General features: G+C 58.1%; 14 protein-coding genes. 1 reads left to right on the forward strand and 13 read right to left on the reverse strand.

Going from position 1 to position 18403, the window contains the following annotated elements; genetic code table 11:
- Positions 1–2 precede the first annotated feature (2 nt).
- The gene (gspD, locus tag ACQKIK_RS11330; protein ID WP_499136011.1) at positions 3–2279 is read left to right on the forward strand and encodes a type II secretion system secretin GspD; all 2277 of its coding nucleotides are present in this window, start codon (positions 3–5) and stop codon (positions 2277–2279) included.
- Positions 2280–2375: 96 nt separating this feature from the next.
- Here the strand turns inward: gspD and ACQKIK_RS11335 are convergent, their stop codons facing one another.
- The 13 genes from ACQKIK_RS11335 to leuC form a co-directional block, all read right to left on the reverse strand.
- Positions 2376–3587, reverse strand: a complete 1212-nt coding sequence (locus ACQKIK_RS11335) for an O-succinylhomoserine sulfhydrylase (RefSeq protein WP_064482553.1) — start codon at positions 3585–3587, stop codon at positions 2376–2378.
- A gap of 48 nt (positions 3588–3635) precedes the next feature.
- Positions 3636–5141, reverse strand: coding sequence for an amidophosphoribosyltransferase (purF, locus tag ACQKIK_RS11340; RefSeq protein ID WP_045426111.1), 1506 nt, complete (start codon positions 5139–5141; stop codon positions 3636–3638).
- An 84-nt stretch (positions 5142–5225) separates the two neighbouring features.
- Entirely contained in the window at positions 5226–5738 is a 513-nt protein-coding gene (locus ACQKIK_RS11345) for a CvpA family protein (protein WP_045426108.1), read from the reverse strand.
- Positions 5739–5853: 115 nt separating this feature from the next.
- On the reverse strand, positions 5854–6483 hold the full coding sequence (locus ACQKIK_RS11350; protein WP_499136013.1) for an SPOR domain-containing protein: 630 nt from the start codon (positions 6481–6483) through the stop codon (positions 5854–5856).
- Positions 6467–7771, reverse strand: a complete 1305-nt coding sequence (gene folC / locus ACQKIK_RS11355) for a bifunctional tetrahydrofolate synthase/dihydrofolate synthase (RefSeq protein ID WP_499136014.1) — start codon at positions 7769–7771, stop codon at positions 6467–6469. The genes ACQKIK_RS11350 and folC overlap by 17 nt, the downstream gene beginning before the upstream one ends.
- A complete protein-coding gene (gene accD, locus ACQKIK_RS11360) occupies positions 7768–8661 on the reverse strand; it encodes an acetyl-CoA carboxylase, carboxyltransferase subunit beta (protein WP_045426099.1) in 894 nt (297 codons plus the stop codon). The genes folC and accD overlap by 4 nt, the downstream gene beginning before the upstream one ends.
- 217 nt (positions 8662–8878) lie before the next feature.
- On the reverse strand, positions 8879–9502 hold the full coding sequence (locus tag ACQKIK_RS11365; RefSeq protein WP_499136016.1) for a phosphoribosylanthranilate isomerase: 624 nt from the start codon (positions 9500–9502) through the stop codon (positions 8879–8881).
- Positions 9503–9621: 119 nt separating this feature from the next.
- The gene (truA, locus tag ACQKIK_RS11370; protein ID WP_045426094.1) at positions 9622–10491 is read right to left on the reverse strand and encodes a tRNA pseudouridine(38-40) synthase TruA; all 870 of its coding nucleotides are present in this window, start codon (positions 10489–10491) and stop codon (positions 9622–9624) included.
- A gap of 2 nt (positions 10492–10493) precedes the next feature.
- The gene (locus ACQKIK_RS11375) at positions 10494–13229 is read right to left on the reverse strand and encodes a motility hub landmark protein FimV (protein ID WP_499136018.1); all 2736 of its coding nucleotides are present in this window, start codon (positions 13227–13229) and stop codon (positions 10494–10496) included.
- Between the two features lie 493 nt (positions 13230–13722).
- Positions 13723–14835, reverse strand: coding sequence for an aspartate-semialdehyde dehydrogenase (gene asd, locus ACQKIK_RS11380; RefSeq protein ID WP_045426088.1), 1113 nt, complete (start codon positions 14833–14835; stop codon positions 13723–13725).
- 185 nt (positions 14836–15020) lie between these two features.
- The gene (gene leuB / locus ACQKIK_RS11385) at positions 15021–16103 is read right to left on the reverse strand and encodes a 3-isopropylmalate dehydrogenase (RefSeq protein ID WP_045426085.1); all 1083 of its coding nucleotides are present in this window, start codon (positions 16101–16103) and stop codon (positions 15021–15023) included.
- Between the two features lie 66 nt (positions 16104–16169).
- Entirely contained in the window at positions 16170–16817 is a 648-nt protein-coding gene (leuD, locus tag ACQKIK_RS11390; protein ID WP_241528636.1) for a 3-isopropylmalate dehydratase small subunit, read from the reverse strand.
- 10 nt (positions 16818–16827) lie between these two features.
- A complete protein-coding gene (leuC, locus tag ACQKIK_RS11395) occupies positions 16828–18255 on the reverse strand; it encodes a 3-isopropylmalate dehydratase large subunit (RefSeq protein ID WP_463308448.1) in 1428 nt (475 codons plus the stop codon).
- Between the last annotated feature and the right edge of the window lie 148 nt (positions 18256–18403).

The following is an 18403-nucleotide window of genomic DNA, read 5'->3' on the forward strand; positions in this document are numbered from 1 at the left end:
CGATGCTGCCTTTTTCCTCCCGCCCGCTCATTGCATTGCTCGCCGCCGGTCTGCTCGCCGCCCCCCTGCCCCTGTACGCGGCCGATCCCGGAATCGAACCAAGCGAGACCCAACAGGACGGCTGGACGATCAACCTTAAGGACGCCGACATTCGGGCCTTCATTGACCAGATCAGCCAACTGACCGGACAGACCTTCATCGTTGATCCTCGCGTAAAGGGTCAGGTGAGCGTCGTATCGTCTACGACCCTCTCGCTGGAAGAGGTCTACCAATTGTTCCTGTCGGTCATGGCAACTCACGGCTTCAGCGTACTCACACAGGGTGAGGTCGCCAGAATTGTGCCGAATGCCGAAGCGAAATCGGAGGCCGGTGGCGGTCCGACTGGAGGGGATCTGCTGGAAACCCGTGTCATCCAGGTCCAACACACCTCCGCGACCGAGCTGATCCCACTGATCCGCCCACTGGTTCCACAGTACGGACATCTCGCTGCGGTCAGCTCGGCGAACGCGTTGATCATCAGCGACCGTAGCGCCAACATTGCACGCATCGAAGAGCTGGTCCGACAGCTCGACCAAGCCCAGAACGACGATTACTCAGTGGTGAATTTGCAATATGGCTGGGCCGTCGACATCGCTGAAGTCCTGCGCAATACCTTGGCACGCGGCGAGGCCAAGGACACCGCAGGTGCGCAGATCATTGCCGATTCGCGCACCAATCGCCTGATCTTCACCGGACCGGAACTGGCGCGCCAGAAGCTGGCCAGCCTGGCCAAGACACTCGATACGCCCAGCACGCGCTCAGCCAATACGCGGGTGATTCGCCTTCGCCACAATGACGCCAAGTCGCTGGCCGAGATGCTCGGCGACATTTCCGAAGGCCTCGCCGAACAAGGGGATGGCGAGGTCCAAGGGGGAGCGGGACGTCAGCAGAACATTCTCATTCGCGCGGACGAGAGCCTCAACGCACTGGTCATGCTGGCGGAACCCGAATTGATATCGACTCTCGAATCAATCGTGCGCCAGCTCGATGTGCCGCGGGCGCAGGTGATGGTGGAGGCGGCCATCGTTGAGGTATCTGGCGATATCACCGACGCCCTTGGCGTGCAGTGGGCCGTAGATGCACGAGGTGGCACGGGCGGCGTAGGCGGAGTCAGTTTTGGCAATACAGGCCTTTCCATTGGTACCGTGCTCAACGCCATCAATGACAATGAAATCCCCAACAATCTGCCTGACGGCGCGATCATTGGCGTTGGCACCCGTAGCTTTGGTGCACTGATCACCGCACTTTCCGCCAACAGCAAAAGCAACCTACTCTCCACCCCGAGCTTGTTGACGCTGGACAATCAGGAAGCCGAAATCCTGGTTGGCCAGAACGTGCCGTTCCAAACCGGCACCTACACAACCGACGCTTCCGGCGCGAACAACCCGTTCACGACCATTGAGCGGGAGGACATTGGTGTCACGCTCAAGGTGGTTCCGCATATCAATGAGGGCGCCACGCTACGGCTGGAAATCGAGCAGGAGATCTCCTCGATTGCGCCATCCGCCAGCCTTTCTGCTCAGGCCGTCGACCTGGTCACCAACAAACGATCCATCAAGAGCACTATCCTCGCTGAGGATGGCCAGGTCATCGTACTGGGGGGATTGATTCAGGACGATGTGACCCGAACCGATTCGAAGGTGCCTCTGCTTGGCGACATCCCACTGCTAGGAGCGCTGTTCCGCTCAACGCAGGAAAGTCATATCAAACGCAATTTGATGGTGTTTTTGCGACCGACCGTGATTCGCGACCGTGCTGGTCTGGCAGCATTGTCGGGTAAGAAGTACAGCGACATCCGAGTCATCGAAACCAACCCCGGCAGCCCGACTATTCTTCCGGCCACCCCGGAAGGCTTATTCGATGGACAGGGACAACCAGCCCCGGCGATCGACCTGCGCTCCAACGAGCCCGAGCAACGCAGCCGCATGCCCTCTACTCCCGCAACGCAACGTGCACCGCAAAGCTTCACACCGCAAACGCAGCCGCCGATTCAGGCGTCCTCTCGCTCAGGCTGGGCAGTGCAACTGGCAAGCCTGCAAAACGGTGACAGTGCTCAGGCGCTGGCGAGCAAGCTTCGCGAGGAGGGCTTTGACGCCTACCTGCGCATTACCGGCCGTACGCATCGGGTGTTCGTGGGTCCGATAGACAGTCGCCAGGAGGCCAATCGGGTTCGAGAAGAACTAGCGACTGAACAGCGCCTTGACGGTTTCGTGGTGAACTTCGAGCCGGCAAAGGACTGAAATCGCAATTTCAGCACACGACGCTCGCACTGACCCGTATTCCATAAAAAAAGGACCCTCCTCGTAGCGGGGTCCTTTTTGCTTGAGCGTATTGATTTAGAGCGCCGCCAACCCTCGGGCGAGATCAGCTTGTAGATCAACCACGTCCTCGAGCCCCACTGCCACCCTTATCAAGCTATCGCGAATGCCTGCTTTGGCACGGTCTTCGGCAGAGAGCCGCCCGTGGGTCGTCGAGCCAGGATGGGTGATGGTGGTCTTGCTATCGCCTAGGTTCGCCGTGATGGAAATCAAGCGGGTGGCATCGATGAAACGCCAGGCACCCTCCTTGCCCCCCGCTACCTCAAAGCTCAGCACCGCGCCAAAGTCTTTCTGTTGGCGCTTGGCCAATTCGTGTTGAGGGTGGCTGGGCAAGCCTGCGTAGTAGACTTTCTCAATCCCCGGTTGTTGCTCTAGCCACTCGGCTAACGTACGAGCGCTGGCGCAATGGGCCTGCATACGCAGGCGCAGGGTTTCCAGGCCCTTGAGAAATATCCAGGCGTTGAACGGGCTCAGTGTTGGTCCTGCCGTGCGCAAAAAGCCCACGACTTCCTTCATCTGCTCCGCACGACCGGCAACCACACCGCCCAAACAACGGCCCTGACCATCTATGTACTTCGTGGCGGAATGAATGACGATGTCAGCACCCAGTGCCAAAGGCTGCTGGAGAACTGGCGTGCAGAAACAATTATCCACGGCGAGCATCGCACCATTGCTGTGACACAACGCCGCTAGTTCAGCGATGTCGACCAGCTCAGCCAGCGGGTTGGATGGCGACTCGACGAAGACCAACTTGGTGTTGGGCTTGAATGCCGGCGCCCAGGCTGCAAGCTCGGTAAGCGGTACGTAGTCGACCTCGAGCCCGAAGCGCTTGAGATATTTTTCGAACAACGAAACCGTAGCACCGAAAACGCTGCGCGACACGAGCACATGATCGCCAGCAGAACACAAGCTCATCACCATGGCCAGAATCGCCGACATCCCAGAGGCGGTCGCTACCGCCTGCTCGGCGCCCTCCATAGCAGCGATACGCTCTTCGAACGCCCGCACGGTGGGGTTGGTATAGCGTGAATAGACATTACCCGACACCTCACCGGAAAAACGTGAGGCAGCGTCAGCGGCACTCCGGAACACATAGCTGGAGGTGAAGAACAGCGCTTCGCCATGCTCACCCTCAGGCGAGCGGCGCTGGCCCGCTCGAACAGCCAGCGTATCCATGCTCGCACCAGACAAATCACTGTCCAGCCGGCCTGCGTCCCAGTCGGTTGTCATAGTCGTTTTCCACCTTGAACCGAGGCGGCATGGCCGCCAGGTTGTCGATCAGTTGTTATAGAGGTCGATTATCGCGCTGCCAGCGACACCCTTGCTCTTGCTGAGGTCATTGCGGGCCTGTTCGATCTTGTGCAAATAGACATCATCGATGTCGCCAGTCACATACTTACCGTCAAACACTGCGCAATCGAAGTTCTCTATCTTTACCTTACCGCCACCAACTGCATCTATCAGGTCCGGCAAATCCTGGTAGATCAGCCAGTCGGCGCCTATCAGCTCTGCGACCTCCTCGGTGCTGCGATTGTGCGCGATGAGTTCGTGTGCACTGGGCATGTCGATCCCATAAACGTTCGGGTAGCGAACGGCTGGCGCTGCAGAACAGAAATAGACGTTTTTCGCCCCAGCTTCCCGGGCCATCTGAATGATTTGCTTGCAGGTCGTTCCCCGGACGATGGAATCGTCCACGAGCATGACGTTCTTACCGCGAAACTCAAGGTCGATGGCGTTGAGCTTTTGCCGTACCGATTTCTTGCGTGCGGCCTGGCCGGGCATGATGAAGGTCCGACCGATGTAGCGATTTTTGACGAAGCCTTCGCGGAACTTCACGCCCAGTCGGTTGGCTAGTTCCAATGCAGCCGTACGGCTGGTGTCGGGAATTGGAATGACGACGTCAATATCGTGCTCGGGCCGCTCCCGGAGGATCTTGTCGGCCAGCTTCTCGCCCATGCGCAGGCGCGCTTTGTATACGGAAACGCCATCCATCAGCGAGTCTGAACGCGCAAGATAGACATGCTCGAAGATACAAGGCGCGTAGCGCGGATTCGGCGCGCACTGACGGGTGTGCAGCTTGCCATCTGCCGTGATGTATACGGCCTCGCCCGGTGCCAGATCTCGGATCAGCGAAAAGCCCAGCACGTCCAGCGCAACGCTTTCGGACGCGATCATGTACTCCACACCCTGATCGGTGTGCCGTTGCCCGAACACGATTGGACGGATGGCATGCGGATCGCGGAAGCCAACGATGCCATAGCCGGTCACCATGGCCACCACTGCATAACCACCTACACAACGTTCATGCACCTTGGCGACGGCAGCAAAGACATCCTCCTCGGTGGGCTGCAGCTTGCCACGCACTGCCAGCTCATGGGCGAAGACGTTGAGCAGCACTTCCGAGTCGGAATTGGTGTTTACATGGCGCAGGTCGGACTCGTAAATCTCCTTGGTCAACTGGTCGACGTTGGTCAAGTTGCCGTTATGCGCCAGTGTTATGCCATAAGGCGAGTTCACATAAAACGGCTGTGCTTCCGCCGAGCTAGAGCTGCCCGCGGTGGGGTAACGCACGTGACCGATACCCATGTTGCCCACCAGTCGCTGCATGTGACGCTGCTGAAACACGTCCCGAACCAGCCCGTTGTCCTTGCGCAGAAACAGCTTGCCGCTGTCGCTGGTCACGATTCCGGCTGCGTCCTGCCCACGATGTTGCAGAACGGTAAGCGCGTCATACAACGCCTGATTGACGTTCGACTTACCGACAATGCCGACAATGCCACACATGCAAGGAACCTCTCAGTTGTTACAGGCTGATCCGGACATCACACAGGTTTTAGCCGTGCCGAGTCCTTCTAAAGATTGCTCGTCTTAGCTTGAAGCATCGAGCGAGCCGGCCACCCACTGGCTTCCAAACCCAAGGATTAGGTTCTTCGACCAGTCGGCAACCAACAGAAAGTGCGGTAGCAACGTTGACTCTCGCCACCAGGGATCCTGCTGGACGGGGGCGAGGCTGAGCAGACCAACCAACACCACGACCAGCAAGCCCCCTCGAGCTGCCCCGAATACCATTCCAAGGAAGCGATCCGTACCGGAAAGGCCGGTGACGCGTACCAGCTCTCCCACGAGAAAATTAACCAGTGCGCCAACTAGTAACGTCACTACGAACAGAATTACGCACGCTGCGATGACTTGAAAGGAAGGTGTGCTGATGAAGTCCGCGAGATGGTGCGAAAGCGCACCACCGAACATCCAGGCGATGACGCCGGCAATGATCCAGGTGAGCAGGGAAAGCGCTTCCTTGACGAAACCGCGCTTCAAACTGATCAGGCTGGAAATGACCACAACGGCGATGAACGCCCAATCGACCCAGGTGAATGTCACAGGGTTTCCTGCAAAGGAGAAAGGCGGCGCATTTTACCAGAGCGCAAGCCAGGGAGTAAGCACCGCGTAGGTGCCCCCAGGCTACCGCTTAAACGAACTGGAACGCCGTTATGAGTCAGCCTTGCTCTGGCTTGAAACGTACAACGAACCCGTCGAGCTTCTGCTGTCGCTGCAATTGGTCCCGCAGACGATTGGCTTCTGCCCGCTCCACCAAAGGCCCCACGAACACCCGGTTCATCCCGTCCGCAGTACGTATGTAGGCGTTGTAGCCTTGAGATCGTAGTGTTTTCTCGAGCTTGTCGGCGTTTTCACGGCTGGAAAGGCTGGCCAGCTGAACGGACCAACTGACCGGCAGATTGGCTGCGTCCAACCGCTGCTCATCAGTCGCTGCCGGCTTGACCGGTGGAGGCGGAGCGCTTGCCGACTCGGGAGTGACCGGAGCAGGCTGTGATCCCACAGGAGCAGGATTGATGGGGTCCGCCGGGCTATTGGATTCAGCCACAGGCCCTTCTTCGATAATTTCGTAATTTTCTGGGAACGGGTCGACCTCTGGCTCAGGCACCTCTACAGGCTGTGTCTCGATTGCCGGTATAGCTGGTGTTTCTGGCATTGCGGGCGCATCGACGGCAACCTGCTGGCCGGCATCATCACGATTGAAAAGCATAGGCACGAATATCACTGCCAGCGCAACAAGCACCAACGCGCCGACGATACGCTGCAACAATCCTCTATCCACCAAGAGCATGCCCTCCACTCGATGCGTGCCGATCAAGCCAGGCCAGCGCTTCAGCCACGCAATAAAAAGACCCAAACACCACTATCTCATCGCCCTCGCGCGCCTCATCACATTGCCGCTGGAGCGCCTCGGATATGCCAGTGTAGATAGTGACTGCCTCGCCGCGTTCCATCAATGCCGAACGCAACTCGTCCGCAGAGCGCGAGCGATGGGTGGGTAATGGTGCGACTGCCCAAGCATCAAAAACAGTCGCCAGCGCGTCAATGACACCCGAGAGATCCTTGTCAGCCAAAAGACCGAACACCGCGAGGCGGCGACCGGGCTTCGACTCCCGAAGGAGCTGCTCAGCCAGATAGACAGCTGCGTGCGGGTTATGCCCAACGTCTAGCATTACCGAAAGCTCAACGCCGCGGCAGTAGACGGTGCGGCGGTCCAGGCGTCCGGTAACTCGGGTGCTCTGTAGCGCCTCGACCAGTCGCTCAGGCTGCCAAGACGACTCGAGCAATGCAAACGCCTGTAGCGCTAGCGCAGCGTTATCCAGTGGCAGGGTCAGCATCGGCAGATCTGACAGCTCTCGGACGGCGCCTTGGGCGTCAATGCCACGCCAATGCCAGCAGGTTGCTTCCCTATGCAGGTCGAAATCGCGCCCACGGACGATAAGCGGCACAGCGGACCGAGCCGCGCTTTCCAGCATCGATTCTGGAGGGTCGGCGTCACCACATACCGCGGGCTTTGCAGCACGAAATATTCCGGCCTTTTCAAACGCCACGCTTTCGCGGGTCGTTCCAAGCCATTCGGCATGATCCAAGCCGATATTGGTTACCACTACCACGTCGGCATCCACGATATTCACCGCGTCGAGACGCCCACCAAGCCCGACCTCCAATACCACGGCATCGAGCGCCTCACGCTCGAAAAGCCAGAAAGCAGCCAGCGTGCCCATTTCGAAATAGGTGAGAGAAACAGAGCCACGCGCTTGCTCGACCGCCTCGAACGCTTCGCACAATGCCTCGTCTGTCGCATCGACTTGGTTGAAACGAACCCGCTCGTTGTAGCGCAACAGATGCGGCGAGCTGTAGACACCGACCGTCTTGCCCTGCCCCACCAGCATTCGAGCAATGAAGGCGCAGGTGGATCCCTTGCCATTGGTACCTGTAACGGTGACGACCTGGCGAGCTGGACGCGTTAGCCCAAGCCTCGCGGCCACCTCCCGGCATCGTTCAAGGCCCATATCAATGGCAACGGGATGCAGCTGTTCAAGGTATCCGAGCCAGTCCTCCAGGCTCCGCTGGGTCATGCGTCAGCCGTGACCAAAGCAGGCTCACCTGGAGTAGGCATTTGCTGCAGCTGAGCCAGAAGACGCGACAGACGAGCGCGCAACTCGGAACGAGGAACGATCAGGTCAATAGCGCCGTGATCAAGCAAGAACTCACTGCGCTGGAACCCTTCCGGTAGTTTTTCGCGCACAGTCTGCTCGATCACACGCGGGCCAGCAAAACCGATGAGCGCTTTAGGCTCCGCAACAATGACATCCCCCAGCATGGCCAGACTCGCCGATACGCCACCATAAACCGGGTCGGTGAGGACGGAGATGAATGGCAACCCCTCTTCGCGCATACGAGCCAGGACAGCGGAGGTTTTGGCCATCTGCATCAAGGAGATCAGCGCCTCTTGCATACGAGCACCACCGGATGCTGCGAAGCAGACCAGAGGGCAACGCTGCTCAAGCGCAGCGTTCGCAGCACGCACAAAACGCTCGCCGACTATTGCGCCCATGGAGCCGCCCATGAAGGAAAACTCGAATGCACAGGCTACTACTGGCATATGCATCAAGGTTCCGCGCATCGCAATCAGAGCATCCTTTTCCCCGGTTTGTTTCTGCGCAGCGGAGAGGCGATCCTTATACTTTTTGCTGTCCCGGAATTTCAATCGGTCAACAGGCTCGAGGTCCGCAGCTATTTCTTCACGCCCTTCCTTATCAAGGAAGATGTCCAGACGGGTGCGTGCGTCAATCCGCATGTGATGCTGACACTTCGGGCAAACGTCCAGAGTTTTTTCAAGCTCCGGCCGATAGAGGACTGCCTCACACGACGGGCATTTGTGCCACAGCCCTTCGGGCACTGAGCTTTTCTGCGTTTCCGAGCGCATGATCGAGGGGATCAGCTTGTCTACCAGCCAGTTGCTCATGCTTTTATTCTCCACAGCTTGTCAGTCCCGCGCGTAACGTCTGCACGGCAAATTCATCGTTGCGACCGGTCTCCAATCGGAGCTCACTGCGTCGCGTAAGCGATAGGCCTTAAGGCGCTGTCGCTGAGACTCGAGTCATCGCGCATCAACGGCGATGCATGAATGGCGGCTCGCCAGCACAGCGAACTGTAACTGGACGGCAAACGCCTTAGGTTCGTCACATCGACGCCCTTATCAACCGAACGAATTCCCTAACACAATCAGGATCTTTAATGCCTTTGCTGAGCTCCACTCCGCCGCTGACATCGACGGCAAATGGCCGCACCTCGGCCACAGCCTGCTGGACGTTTTGGCACGTGAGCCCGCCAGCGAGTATCAAGGGCTTAGGCAGGTCAGCCGGGATCAGTGACCAGTCGAAAACTTCTCCAGTCCCACCTGGAACGCCTGCAACGAAGGTATCGAGCAGAATGGCACTGGCGCCAGCATAGCGCGCAGCCTGCCGTCGAACATCCTCGCCCGCCTGGACTCGGAGTGCCTTGTACCAAGGCCGACAGAACCCTTCGCAGTCGGCGGGGGCTTCGTCACCGTGAAACTGAATCACGTCCAGCGGCACCGCATCTAACGTTTCGTTGATCTCGCAACGCGACGCGTTAACGAACAAGCCTACAGTGGTGACGAACGGCGGCAGTGCGGCAACGATTCTCTGCGCCTGCTGAATGCTGACGGCCCGAGGGCTCTTGGCATAGAACACAAGGCCGATTGCGTCCGCCCCGGCATCAGCTGCGACAAGCGCATCCTCGACTCGGGTTATTCCACATATCTTGCTACGAACGATAGGCAACGGCGGACACCTGCGATAGAAGACCCAGGATGGTAACAAAAGCACCAGAGGCTGCAACCTGCATCGATCAGCCGCATCACCACCTGCGCCGCGCCAGTTTCAGTTTGGGCTTTTTTGCCTCAGCGCGGGAGTGCCCGTACATCCGGCAGACCGGACAGAAAGTGCGGCCCCAAATAGCGTTCAGGTAATTGGAACTGATCGGGATAGTCCACCTGGACGAGGTACAGCCCGAAGGGGTGAGCCGTCACCCCACCAGTTCGCCTTACACGTGACTCCAATACCTCCCGCGCCCATTTGACAGGTTGCTCGCCGGCGCCGATTGTCATGAGCACGCCAGCGAAGTTCCGGACCATATGATGCAGAAATGCGTTGGCACGTACGTCGAGCACAATAAGCCTGCCATGCTGGAGCAATTCAAAATGATGAATCGTCTTGATGGGCGACTTTGCCTGGCATTGGCGCGCCCGAAATGCGCTGAAGTCATGAGTTCCGACGAAGGTCTTCGCCGCTTCACGCATGAGTGCGATATCCAGGGGACGGTGATTCCAGGTCACTTCCTCTGCTAGGTGGGCAGGCCGGATATGATCGTTGTAAATCACGTAACGGTAACGGCGGGCCATGGCACTGAACCGTGCATCGAAGCTGCTAGGCATCTCCTTGGCCCAAGTCACGCTGATATCGCTGGGCAGGTTTTGATTCGCACCCATCACCCAGGCGTGCATGGATCGTTTTACCGGCGTATCGAAATGCACGACCTGGGCACACGCATGAACGAGCGCATCGGTACGCCCAGCACAACTCAACGTGACCGAATGCCCCCCGGCGACCTTGCTCAAGGCGTTTTCTAAAGACAGCTGAATGGAGGGCACGCCGTCACGCTGCCTTTGGAAGCCACGATACCGGGCGCCTTTGTATTCAACCCCGAGGGCAATTCTGAAAACGTCAGCGGCAGCCGATGAGGCTGCCGCTTGGTGTACTGCTTCGATCATAGTCAGGCTAGTTTAGCGAGCATCTCTCGCGCTTCTTGCTGCTGGGTGTCACTTCCCTCGCTCATGACCTCGTCAAGAATATCGCGAGCGCCCTCGGCATCGCCCATATCGATGTAAGCCCGCGCGAGGTCCAGCTTGGTGGTGGTTTCGTCGGTATCGGCAAAGAAGTCGAAATCGTCATCCAGAGCCTCAGGCGCCGAAGCGGCAGGCTCTGCTGCAGCCGCCGCCACTTCGGGCGACGGATCAACCGGCTCATTGACGTCCCGCGATAGATCCTCAAGCTCGGCCTCTACCACTTCCAATTCTGATGACAAGGTTTCTGGTGCTGCCGGTGCTACAGGCTCGTCATCCAACGACAGGTCGAACTCGTCCGGCATGTCAGCGGGCTGCGCTGCGTCAGTAAGCTCAAAGTCAAACTCATCCACCGACTCGGTCGAGGCTGGCTTTGCCTCGTCACCGAGACCCAGCATCAGGTCTTCGTCACGAGTAGAACTGCTGGGCTGCTCGTCTAGATCAAGCGAGAAGCCGGCCAGCTCATCGTCCAATGACACATTCTCGGTTGCTGCCGGCTCGTCTAGATCGAAGGAGAAATCGTCGGCAGATTGCTCTTGGGCTGCGACCTCGAGACTGATTTCGTCGAAGTTGACATCATCCAATTCCGGCGTGGCTTCGCTAGCTGGCGCTACGGGTGCAACCGCCAGGTCATCGTCCAGCTCGAGATCATCGAGGCTCAGATCGAAGTCATCGTCCGCCTTTTGCTCCGTCACCGGGGCTGGCTCTTCCAGCTCGAGATCATCCAGACTGAAGGTGTCAAAATCATCGCTTGTAGAGGCAGAGGCAGCCGCAGCACCAAAACCGGCGGCCGCCATCGCTGGATAACGGGCCTTTGTCTGCTCGATCTCCGCAAACGAACCACCTATTTCGCGAAGCTCAGCCTCTTGCCTCGCGAATCCATCTCGATCGCCCAGTTCGGCATAGACCTCCATGAGCTTCAGCCGCAGGTCGCTACGCTGAGGCTCGTCGTTTAACGCGTTCTGTAGCAGTTCGGCAGCCTGATTAAAGCGACCGTAAGCAATATAGATATCCGCCTCGGCCAAGGGATCACTACCCGCGCCAGCAAGCGAATCTGCTGATACCTGTTCAGCATCGTGCGCGGCGCCTAGATCGGCCGAATCGCTCTCAGACGACTCCAGCTCCGCCTGAGCGACATAAAAATTATCAGTCGAATTGTCGGCAAGAAGGCTTTCCTGCAGTTCGGCCTCTTTCATCGCGTTACGACGTGACAGCACCATTAATCCGACCAGCAATAGCAGCAACGCGCTGCCGCCCAGAACGCCGAGCAGAACGGGACTGGCCAACAACTCGTCGATGTAGCCATCGGTCTCTGGCTCTTGCGGAGCGGCAACCGGCTCGGCCGGCACAACAGGTGCTTGCTCGGCCTGCGTAGGAGGCTCTATGGTTTCGCTCTGAGGGGCCTGCGACGCTGCGTCCGGGCTAGCATTGGCTCCATCACCAAGCTGAGAACCCCCTTCAGCAGCCTCGGGCGCAAGCTCAGCGCTTGTGCCAGTCTCTTCGGCCGAAGGGGTCAACGGCGCAGCGACACCTGCTCCAGCTTCCGTCCCGGCCGCGAGCTGTGCCTGCAATTTTGCTAACTGGTCGTCTTTCAGCTGCATCAGACGCTGCAGCTTGTCCAGCTGCCCCTGCAGGTCGTTGAGACGATCCTTCAGGTCGAGATTTTCGCGACGGCTGGAATCGAGGCTCTCTTCGCTAACAGCCAGCTTGTCGCGCAATGCGGCCGCATCACCACCAGCCCCTTCATCACTTCCAACGGTCGACTTGCCAGGTTCTGGAGCAACTAGCCGGAGATTGTCACCCTGTTCGCTGCGCGACGGCGCAGCATCTGCCGAGCCACGCTGAGTGGCGTCGAGCTGACGAGCAGCTGGTGCTGCCGAGCCTGAAGCCTGGCGCCAGCTCGCGTTCTGCTGCGCGACCTGCTGAATCGCCTCGGCTTGCGAACGACTGCCAATTTGCTCGGCATTAGGAAGACGGAGCACCTGACCATTCTTCATGCGGTTGATGTTATTGCCAATAAAGGCGTTGGGATTAAGATCCTGAATGGCCAACATTGTTTGATGGACCGTGCCGCCCTGGCGTGCACGCTCAGCAATCTCCCACAGCGTGTCGTTAGGCGTGACCTTGTACTGGTCGCTTGACGACGCAGCGCTGGAGGCGGAGGAGGAAGCGGATCGTGTCGCGACTTGCGGAGCTGCGGCAGGCCGGGAAATCGGAGCAGCAACAGGCAGTTGCGGCGCGACCGAAGCGGCAATCTCCGGTGAGTAAAGTGGCGGGTCCAGAAGCAACGTGTACTCACGCAGGAGCCGCCCGCTTGGCCAGAGCACTTCGATCAGGAAATTTAGATAGGGTTCGCGGACCGGTTTGGTCGAAGACACCCGAATGACGCTTTTGCCGTCTGGGCGCAAAATCGGGGTAAAAGTCAGGTCCGTCAGGAAGTATTGGCGATCGACACCTGCCCGATTGAAGTCTTCAGCGGACGCCAGAACCGGCACAACTTCACCGGGCGCTAACGTTTTCGCGTCCAGCAGTTCGATTTCAGCCACCAGCGGTTGATTCAGCGAGGACTTCAGCGTGACCTCGCCCAAACCCAGCGCATAAGCCATTTCGGAAGTCAGCGCGGTAGCAGCCGCGATTGCCAGCACCAGATTGCGAACCCGAACCATTGTGTAAATCCTTGTTTTTTAACTTTTCTCGGATCTTCGAGAGGGTCTTATAGTCACTGCCTGCGCCCGCCAGGTGGCGGTCCCCCGTCAGCGATAAGCCTAAACAGCGTTGTTAGCTAGAATAATTCTTCGAACTTCCAGCAAGTATCTTTTACAGATAGTGTTTTATCAACAACTCACCAGACTAGGCAGCGTCGCCCACTACGCCTTTTCGCACGTTATCAGACCCAATCCACAAATTAGCTCCGCGGGCTTCAAGCAAGTCGCAACTGCTGGCGACCTGCGTTCGCCGAGTGCTGGCTTTTTCAAACCACTTAAGCGCACCACTGTAGCGGAAAGCATTCTTGACACTGAACATTCGAGACTTAACCCGACGAAATACCAGGGAAACGCCACCTCGACTATGCCACTTCGCATGCGTCTCGGTGGGTTCCGGCACAAAAAAAGCGCCGCGGGGTTGCCGAGGCGCTTCTGGTATCGCTTTTGTCTAGGATTAACGCTCTAGGAGAATGCGCAACATGCGGCGTAACGGCTCGGCCGCCCCCCAAAGCAGCTGATCGCCGACGGTAAATGCACCGAGGTAATGCGACCCCATGTTCAGCTTGCGCAGGCGGCCGACCGGGACACTCAATGTGCCAGTCACCGAAGTCGGACTCAGCTCCTGCATGCTTGCGTCACGATGGTTCGGAACAAGCTTTACCCAAGGGTTGTGCTGGCTAATCATGCCTTCGATATCGGAGATAGGCACGTCCTTGTTCAGCTTGATGGTCAACGCTTGGCTGTGGCAACGCATGGCGCCGACACGAACACAAATACCATCCACCGGAATCGGGCTTTTGAATCGACCCAGGATCTTGTTGGTTTCCGCCTGGGCCTTCCATTCTTCGCGGCTCTGCCCGTTCGGTAGTTCCTTGTCGATGTAAGGGATCAAGCTACCGGCCAGTGGAACGCCAAAGTTATCGACCGGGAACGCCTCCGAGCGCTGGCATTCGGCAACTTTTCGATCAATGTCCAGAATGGCGCTAGCCGGATCAGCAAGCTCGTCAGCGACCGAAGCATTGATACTACCCATCTGCTTGATCAGCTCACGCATGTTCTGCGCACCGGCACCAGACGCGGCCTGATAAGTCATCGCACTCATCCAGTCGACCAGCCCATGCTCGAACAGACCGCCAAGCCCCATCAGCATCAAGCTGACGGTGCAATTGCCACCGATGTAGTTGAGTGTGCCCGCATCCAGCTGATGGTCGATGACCTTGCGGTTCACCGGATCCAGCACGATAACCGCGTCGTCGTGCATGCGCAGCGTGGACGCCGCATCGATCCAGTAGCCTTTCCAGCCCGCCTCACGCAGCTTCGGGAAGACTTCACTGGTGTAGTCACCACCTTGGCAAGTGAGAATTACATCGAGAGTTTTCAGCTCGTCGATGCTGTAGGCATCCTTCAGCGGCGCTATTTCCTTGCCGATCGAAGGACCCTGACCGCCGACGTTGGAGGTGGTAAAGAACACCGGCTCGATCAGGTCGAAATCCCGCTCCTCCAGCATCCGCTGCATGAGCACGGAACCAACCATACCGCGCCAACCGATCAGACCTACACGTTTCATCGCAACTACACCTATATATATGTGGCCCGCGTGACGGGCCGTCGATAAACAAAGACGCTTTCGGGTTCAAAAGCGCGGGCGCGTTGTTCATACACATCAAACACCACGCCTCGCACTATTCGGCGTTTCCGCCTAGCCGTCGCCCGCTAGCGCTATCAACGGCCGGTGCAATGGGGCCAGAGAGATTACAACTTCGCGAGCGCCGCGACTACCGCATCGCCCATCACCTGAGTATTCGCTTTTTCACAACCTTCGGACCAGATATCACCTGTTCGCAATCCCTGGTCGAGCACGTTGCTAACTGCCTTCTCGATCGCATCTGCGGCAGCGACCTGGTTGAAGCTGTAGCGAAGCATCATCGACACCGAGAGGATCGTTGCCAGCGGATTGGCGATACCCTTCCCGGCTATATCCGGAGCTGAACCATGGCAAGGCTCGAACATGCCTTTGTTGTTCGAGTCGAGAGAAGCAGAAGGCAGCATGCCGATCGAGCCGGTCAACATGGAAGCTTCGTCCGACAGAATGTCGCCGAACATGTTGTCGGTGACGATTACGTCGAACTGCTTCGGCGCACGTACTAACTGCATCGCTGCGTTATCGACATACATATGGCTAAGTTCGACATCCGGATAATCTTTGCCGACCTCCTCCACAACAGCGCGCCACAGCTGACTGGATGCCAGTACGTTCGCCTTGTCCACCGAGCAGAGCTTCTTGCCTCGAACAAGAGCCATGTCGAACCCGACCTTGGCGATCCGACGGATTTCACTTTCGCTGTAAGGCAGCGTATCGAACGCCATACGCTCGCCATTTTCCAGCGTTTTGCTCTCGCGCGGCTGGCCGAAATAGATGCCGCCAGTCAGCTCCCGGACAATGAGAATATCCAGACCGGACACGATCTCCGGCTTAAGGCTAGAGGCAGCCGCCAGCTGCGGGTACAGCAGCGCCGGTCGCAGATTCCCGAACAGGCCCAGCTGGGAGCGAATTTTCAACAAGCCACGCTCGGGGCGGATGGCCGGATCGATGGCGTCCCACTTCGGCCCGCCAACCGCGCCCAGCAGAATGGCATCCGCCGCACGAGCACGCTCCAGCGTCTCGTCAGCCAGTGGAACGCCATATTTATCGACCGCCGCGCCACCCAGCTCGTCATAGCTCAGCTCGAAATCGAGCTGAAACTTTTTGTTGGCCAGTTCCAGCACCTTGACCGCTTCGGCCATGATTTCAGGGCCGATACCGTCGCCGGGAAGAATTAAAATCTGCTTGGACATTGAAAAATTTCCCTTTGGAATAACTGAAAGCCGCGGGCAACTTGCTTGTGCTCGCCGCTTCTCTATTTACTTAATAGCGCCAAACAACCAGGGCTGGTTCTGTTGATGACGGGTTTCAAACGTCTTGATGGCCTCAGCGTCTTGCAGAGTCAGGCCGATATCATCCAATCCGTTAAGCAGGCAGTGCTTGCGAAATGCATCGACCTCGAAGCCGTACTGAACACCGTCCGGACGGGTAACCGTCTGAGCAGCAAGGTCTACAGTGAGCTGATAACCCTCATTGGCCTCTGCCTGTCCGAACAGTTCGTCGACCTCGTCTTCCTTCAGGACGATCGGCAGCAGGCCATTCTTGAAACTGTTGTTGTAGAAGATGTCGGCAAAGCTCGGCGCGATGATCGTCCGGAAGCCATATTCTTCCAGCGCCCAGGGCGCGTGCTCACGGGATGAACCGCAACCGAAGTTCTCACGCGCAAGCAGGACGCTAGCCCCCTGATAACGCGGAAAATTCAACACGAAATCCTGGTTCACGGGGCGAGTCGAACAATCCTGATTGGGCTGCCCGACATCCAGATAGCGCCACTCATCGAACAGATTGGGTCCGAAACCGGTACGCTTGATCGACTTGAGAAACTGCTTGGGGATGATCTGATCGGTGTCGACGTTGGCGCGGTCGAGCGGCGCGACGAGACCGGTGTGCTGGGTAAATGCTCTCATGGTGGTCTCCTCAGGCCTGCATCAGTTCACGAACGTCTACGAAACGACCGGTCACCGCAGCCGCGGCCGCCATTGCCGGGCTCACCAGATGCGTCCTGCCACCGGCACCCTGCCGACCTTCGAAGTTGCGGTTGGAGGTGGACGCGCAGTGCTCGCCGCTGCCCAGCTTGTCCGGGTTCATCGCCAGACACATGGAGCAGCCAGGCTCGCGCCATTCAAAGCCTGCCTCAACGAAAATCTTGTCCAGCCCCTCCGCCTCGGCCTGCCGCTTGACCAGCCCGGACCCCGGCACCACCATCGCTTGCTTGACCGTTGCGGCAACCTTACGACCCTTCGCCACTTCCGCTGCGGCGCGCAGGTCTTCGATCCGGGAGTTGGTGCAAGAACCGATGAAAACGCGATCGAGTTGAATGTCAGTAATCGGTTGGTTGGCTTGCAGCCCCATGTACTTCAGCGCGCGAGTGATGGAGTCACGCTTGACAGGGTCAGCTTCAACAGCCGGATCCGGCACGTTCTGGTCAACCGCCAGCACCATTTCAGGTGAAGTACCCCAGCTAACCTGTGGCTTAATGTCTTCGGCATTCAACTCCACGACCGTGTCAAAAACGGCGTCTTCGTCGGAAACCAGCGTCTTCCAGAGTTCGACAGCCCGCGCCCAATCGGCGCCTTTGGGCGCAAAGGGCCGACCGTCCACATAAGCGATGGTTTTCTCGTCTGCAGCCACCATCCCCACGCGCGCCCCGGCCTCGATGGACATATTGCAGATGGTCATGCGCCCTTCCATCGAAAGGTCACGGATGGCACTGCCGGCGAACTCCAGCGCATGACCGTTGCCACCGGCCGTGCCGATCTTGCCAATCACGGCCAGAACGATGTCTTTGGCAGTCACGCCAAAGGGCAGCTTGCCCTCGACGCGCACCTGCATGTTCTTCATTTTTTTAGCGACCAGGCACTGCGTGGCGAGCACATGCTCGACTTCCGAAGTGCCGATGCCATGGGCCAGTGCAGCGAAAGCGCCATGCGTAGAGGTGTGCGAGTCCCCGCAGACCACTGTCATCCCCGGCAGGGTTGCGCCCTGCTCTGGGCCGATCACATGAACGATGCCCTGACGAACGTCGTTCATCTTAAATTCAAGAATGCCAAAGTCGTCGCAGTTCTCGTCCAAAGTCTGCACTTGGATACGGGAAACCTCATCGGCGATCGCTTCCAGGCCGCCCTGACGCTCGCCCTTGGTAGTCGGCACATTGTGATCCGGGGTGGCAATGTTGGCATCGATGCGCCATGGCTTGCGCCCGGCCAGGCGAAGCCCTTCAAACGCTTGCGGTGAGGTCACTTCGTGCAGGATATGACGGTCGATATAAATCAGTGACGAGCCATCATCGCGGCGCTTGACCTCGTGCATTTCCCAGAGCTTGTCGTAGAGCGTTTTGCCAGCCATCGGACTTTTCCTCATCAGTGCGTTGGGCAATAGCCCTTTTGCTTATGAGGTCATGCTAGGGACTTGCAATTGATTACTCAAATTCATATTTTTCATCTTACTCATTCCTTATCGGAATACTGACACCTATCCTCATGCTAATGACGTC

The sequence above is a fragment of the Pseudomonas sp. NPDC047961 genome (genome assembly GCF_050272435.1).
Taxonomy (GTDB): Bacteria; Pseudomonadota; Gammaproteobacteria; order Pseudomonadales; family Pseudomonadaceae; genus Stutzerimonas.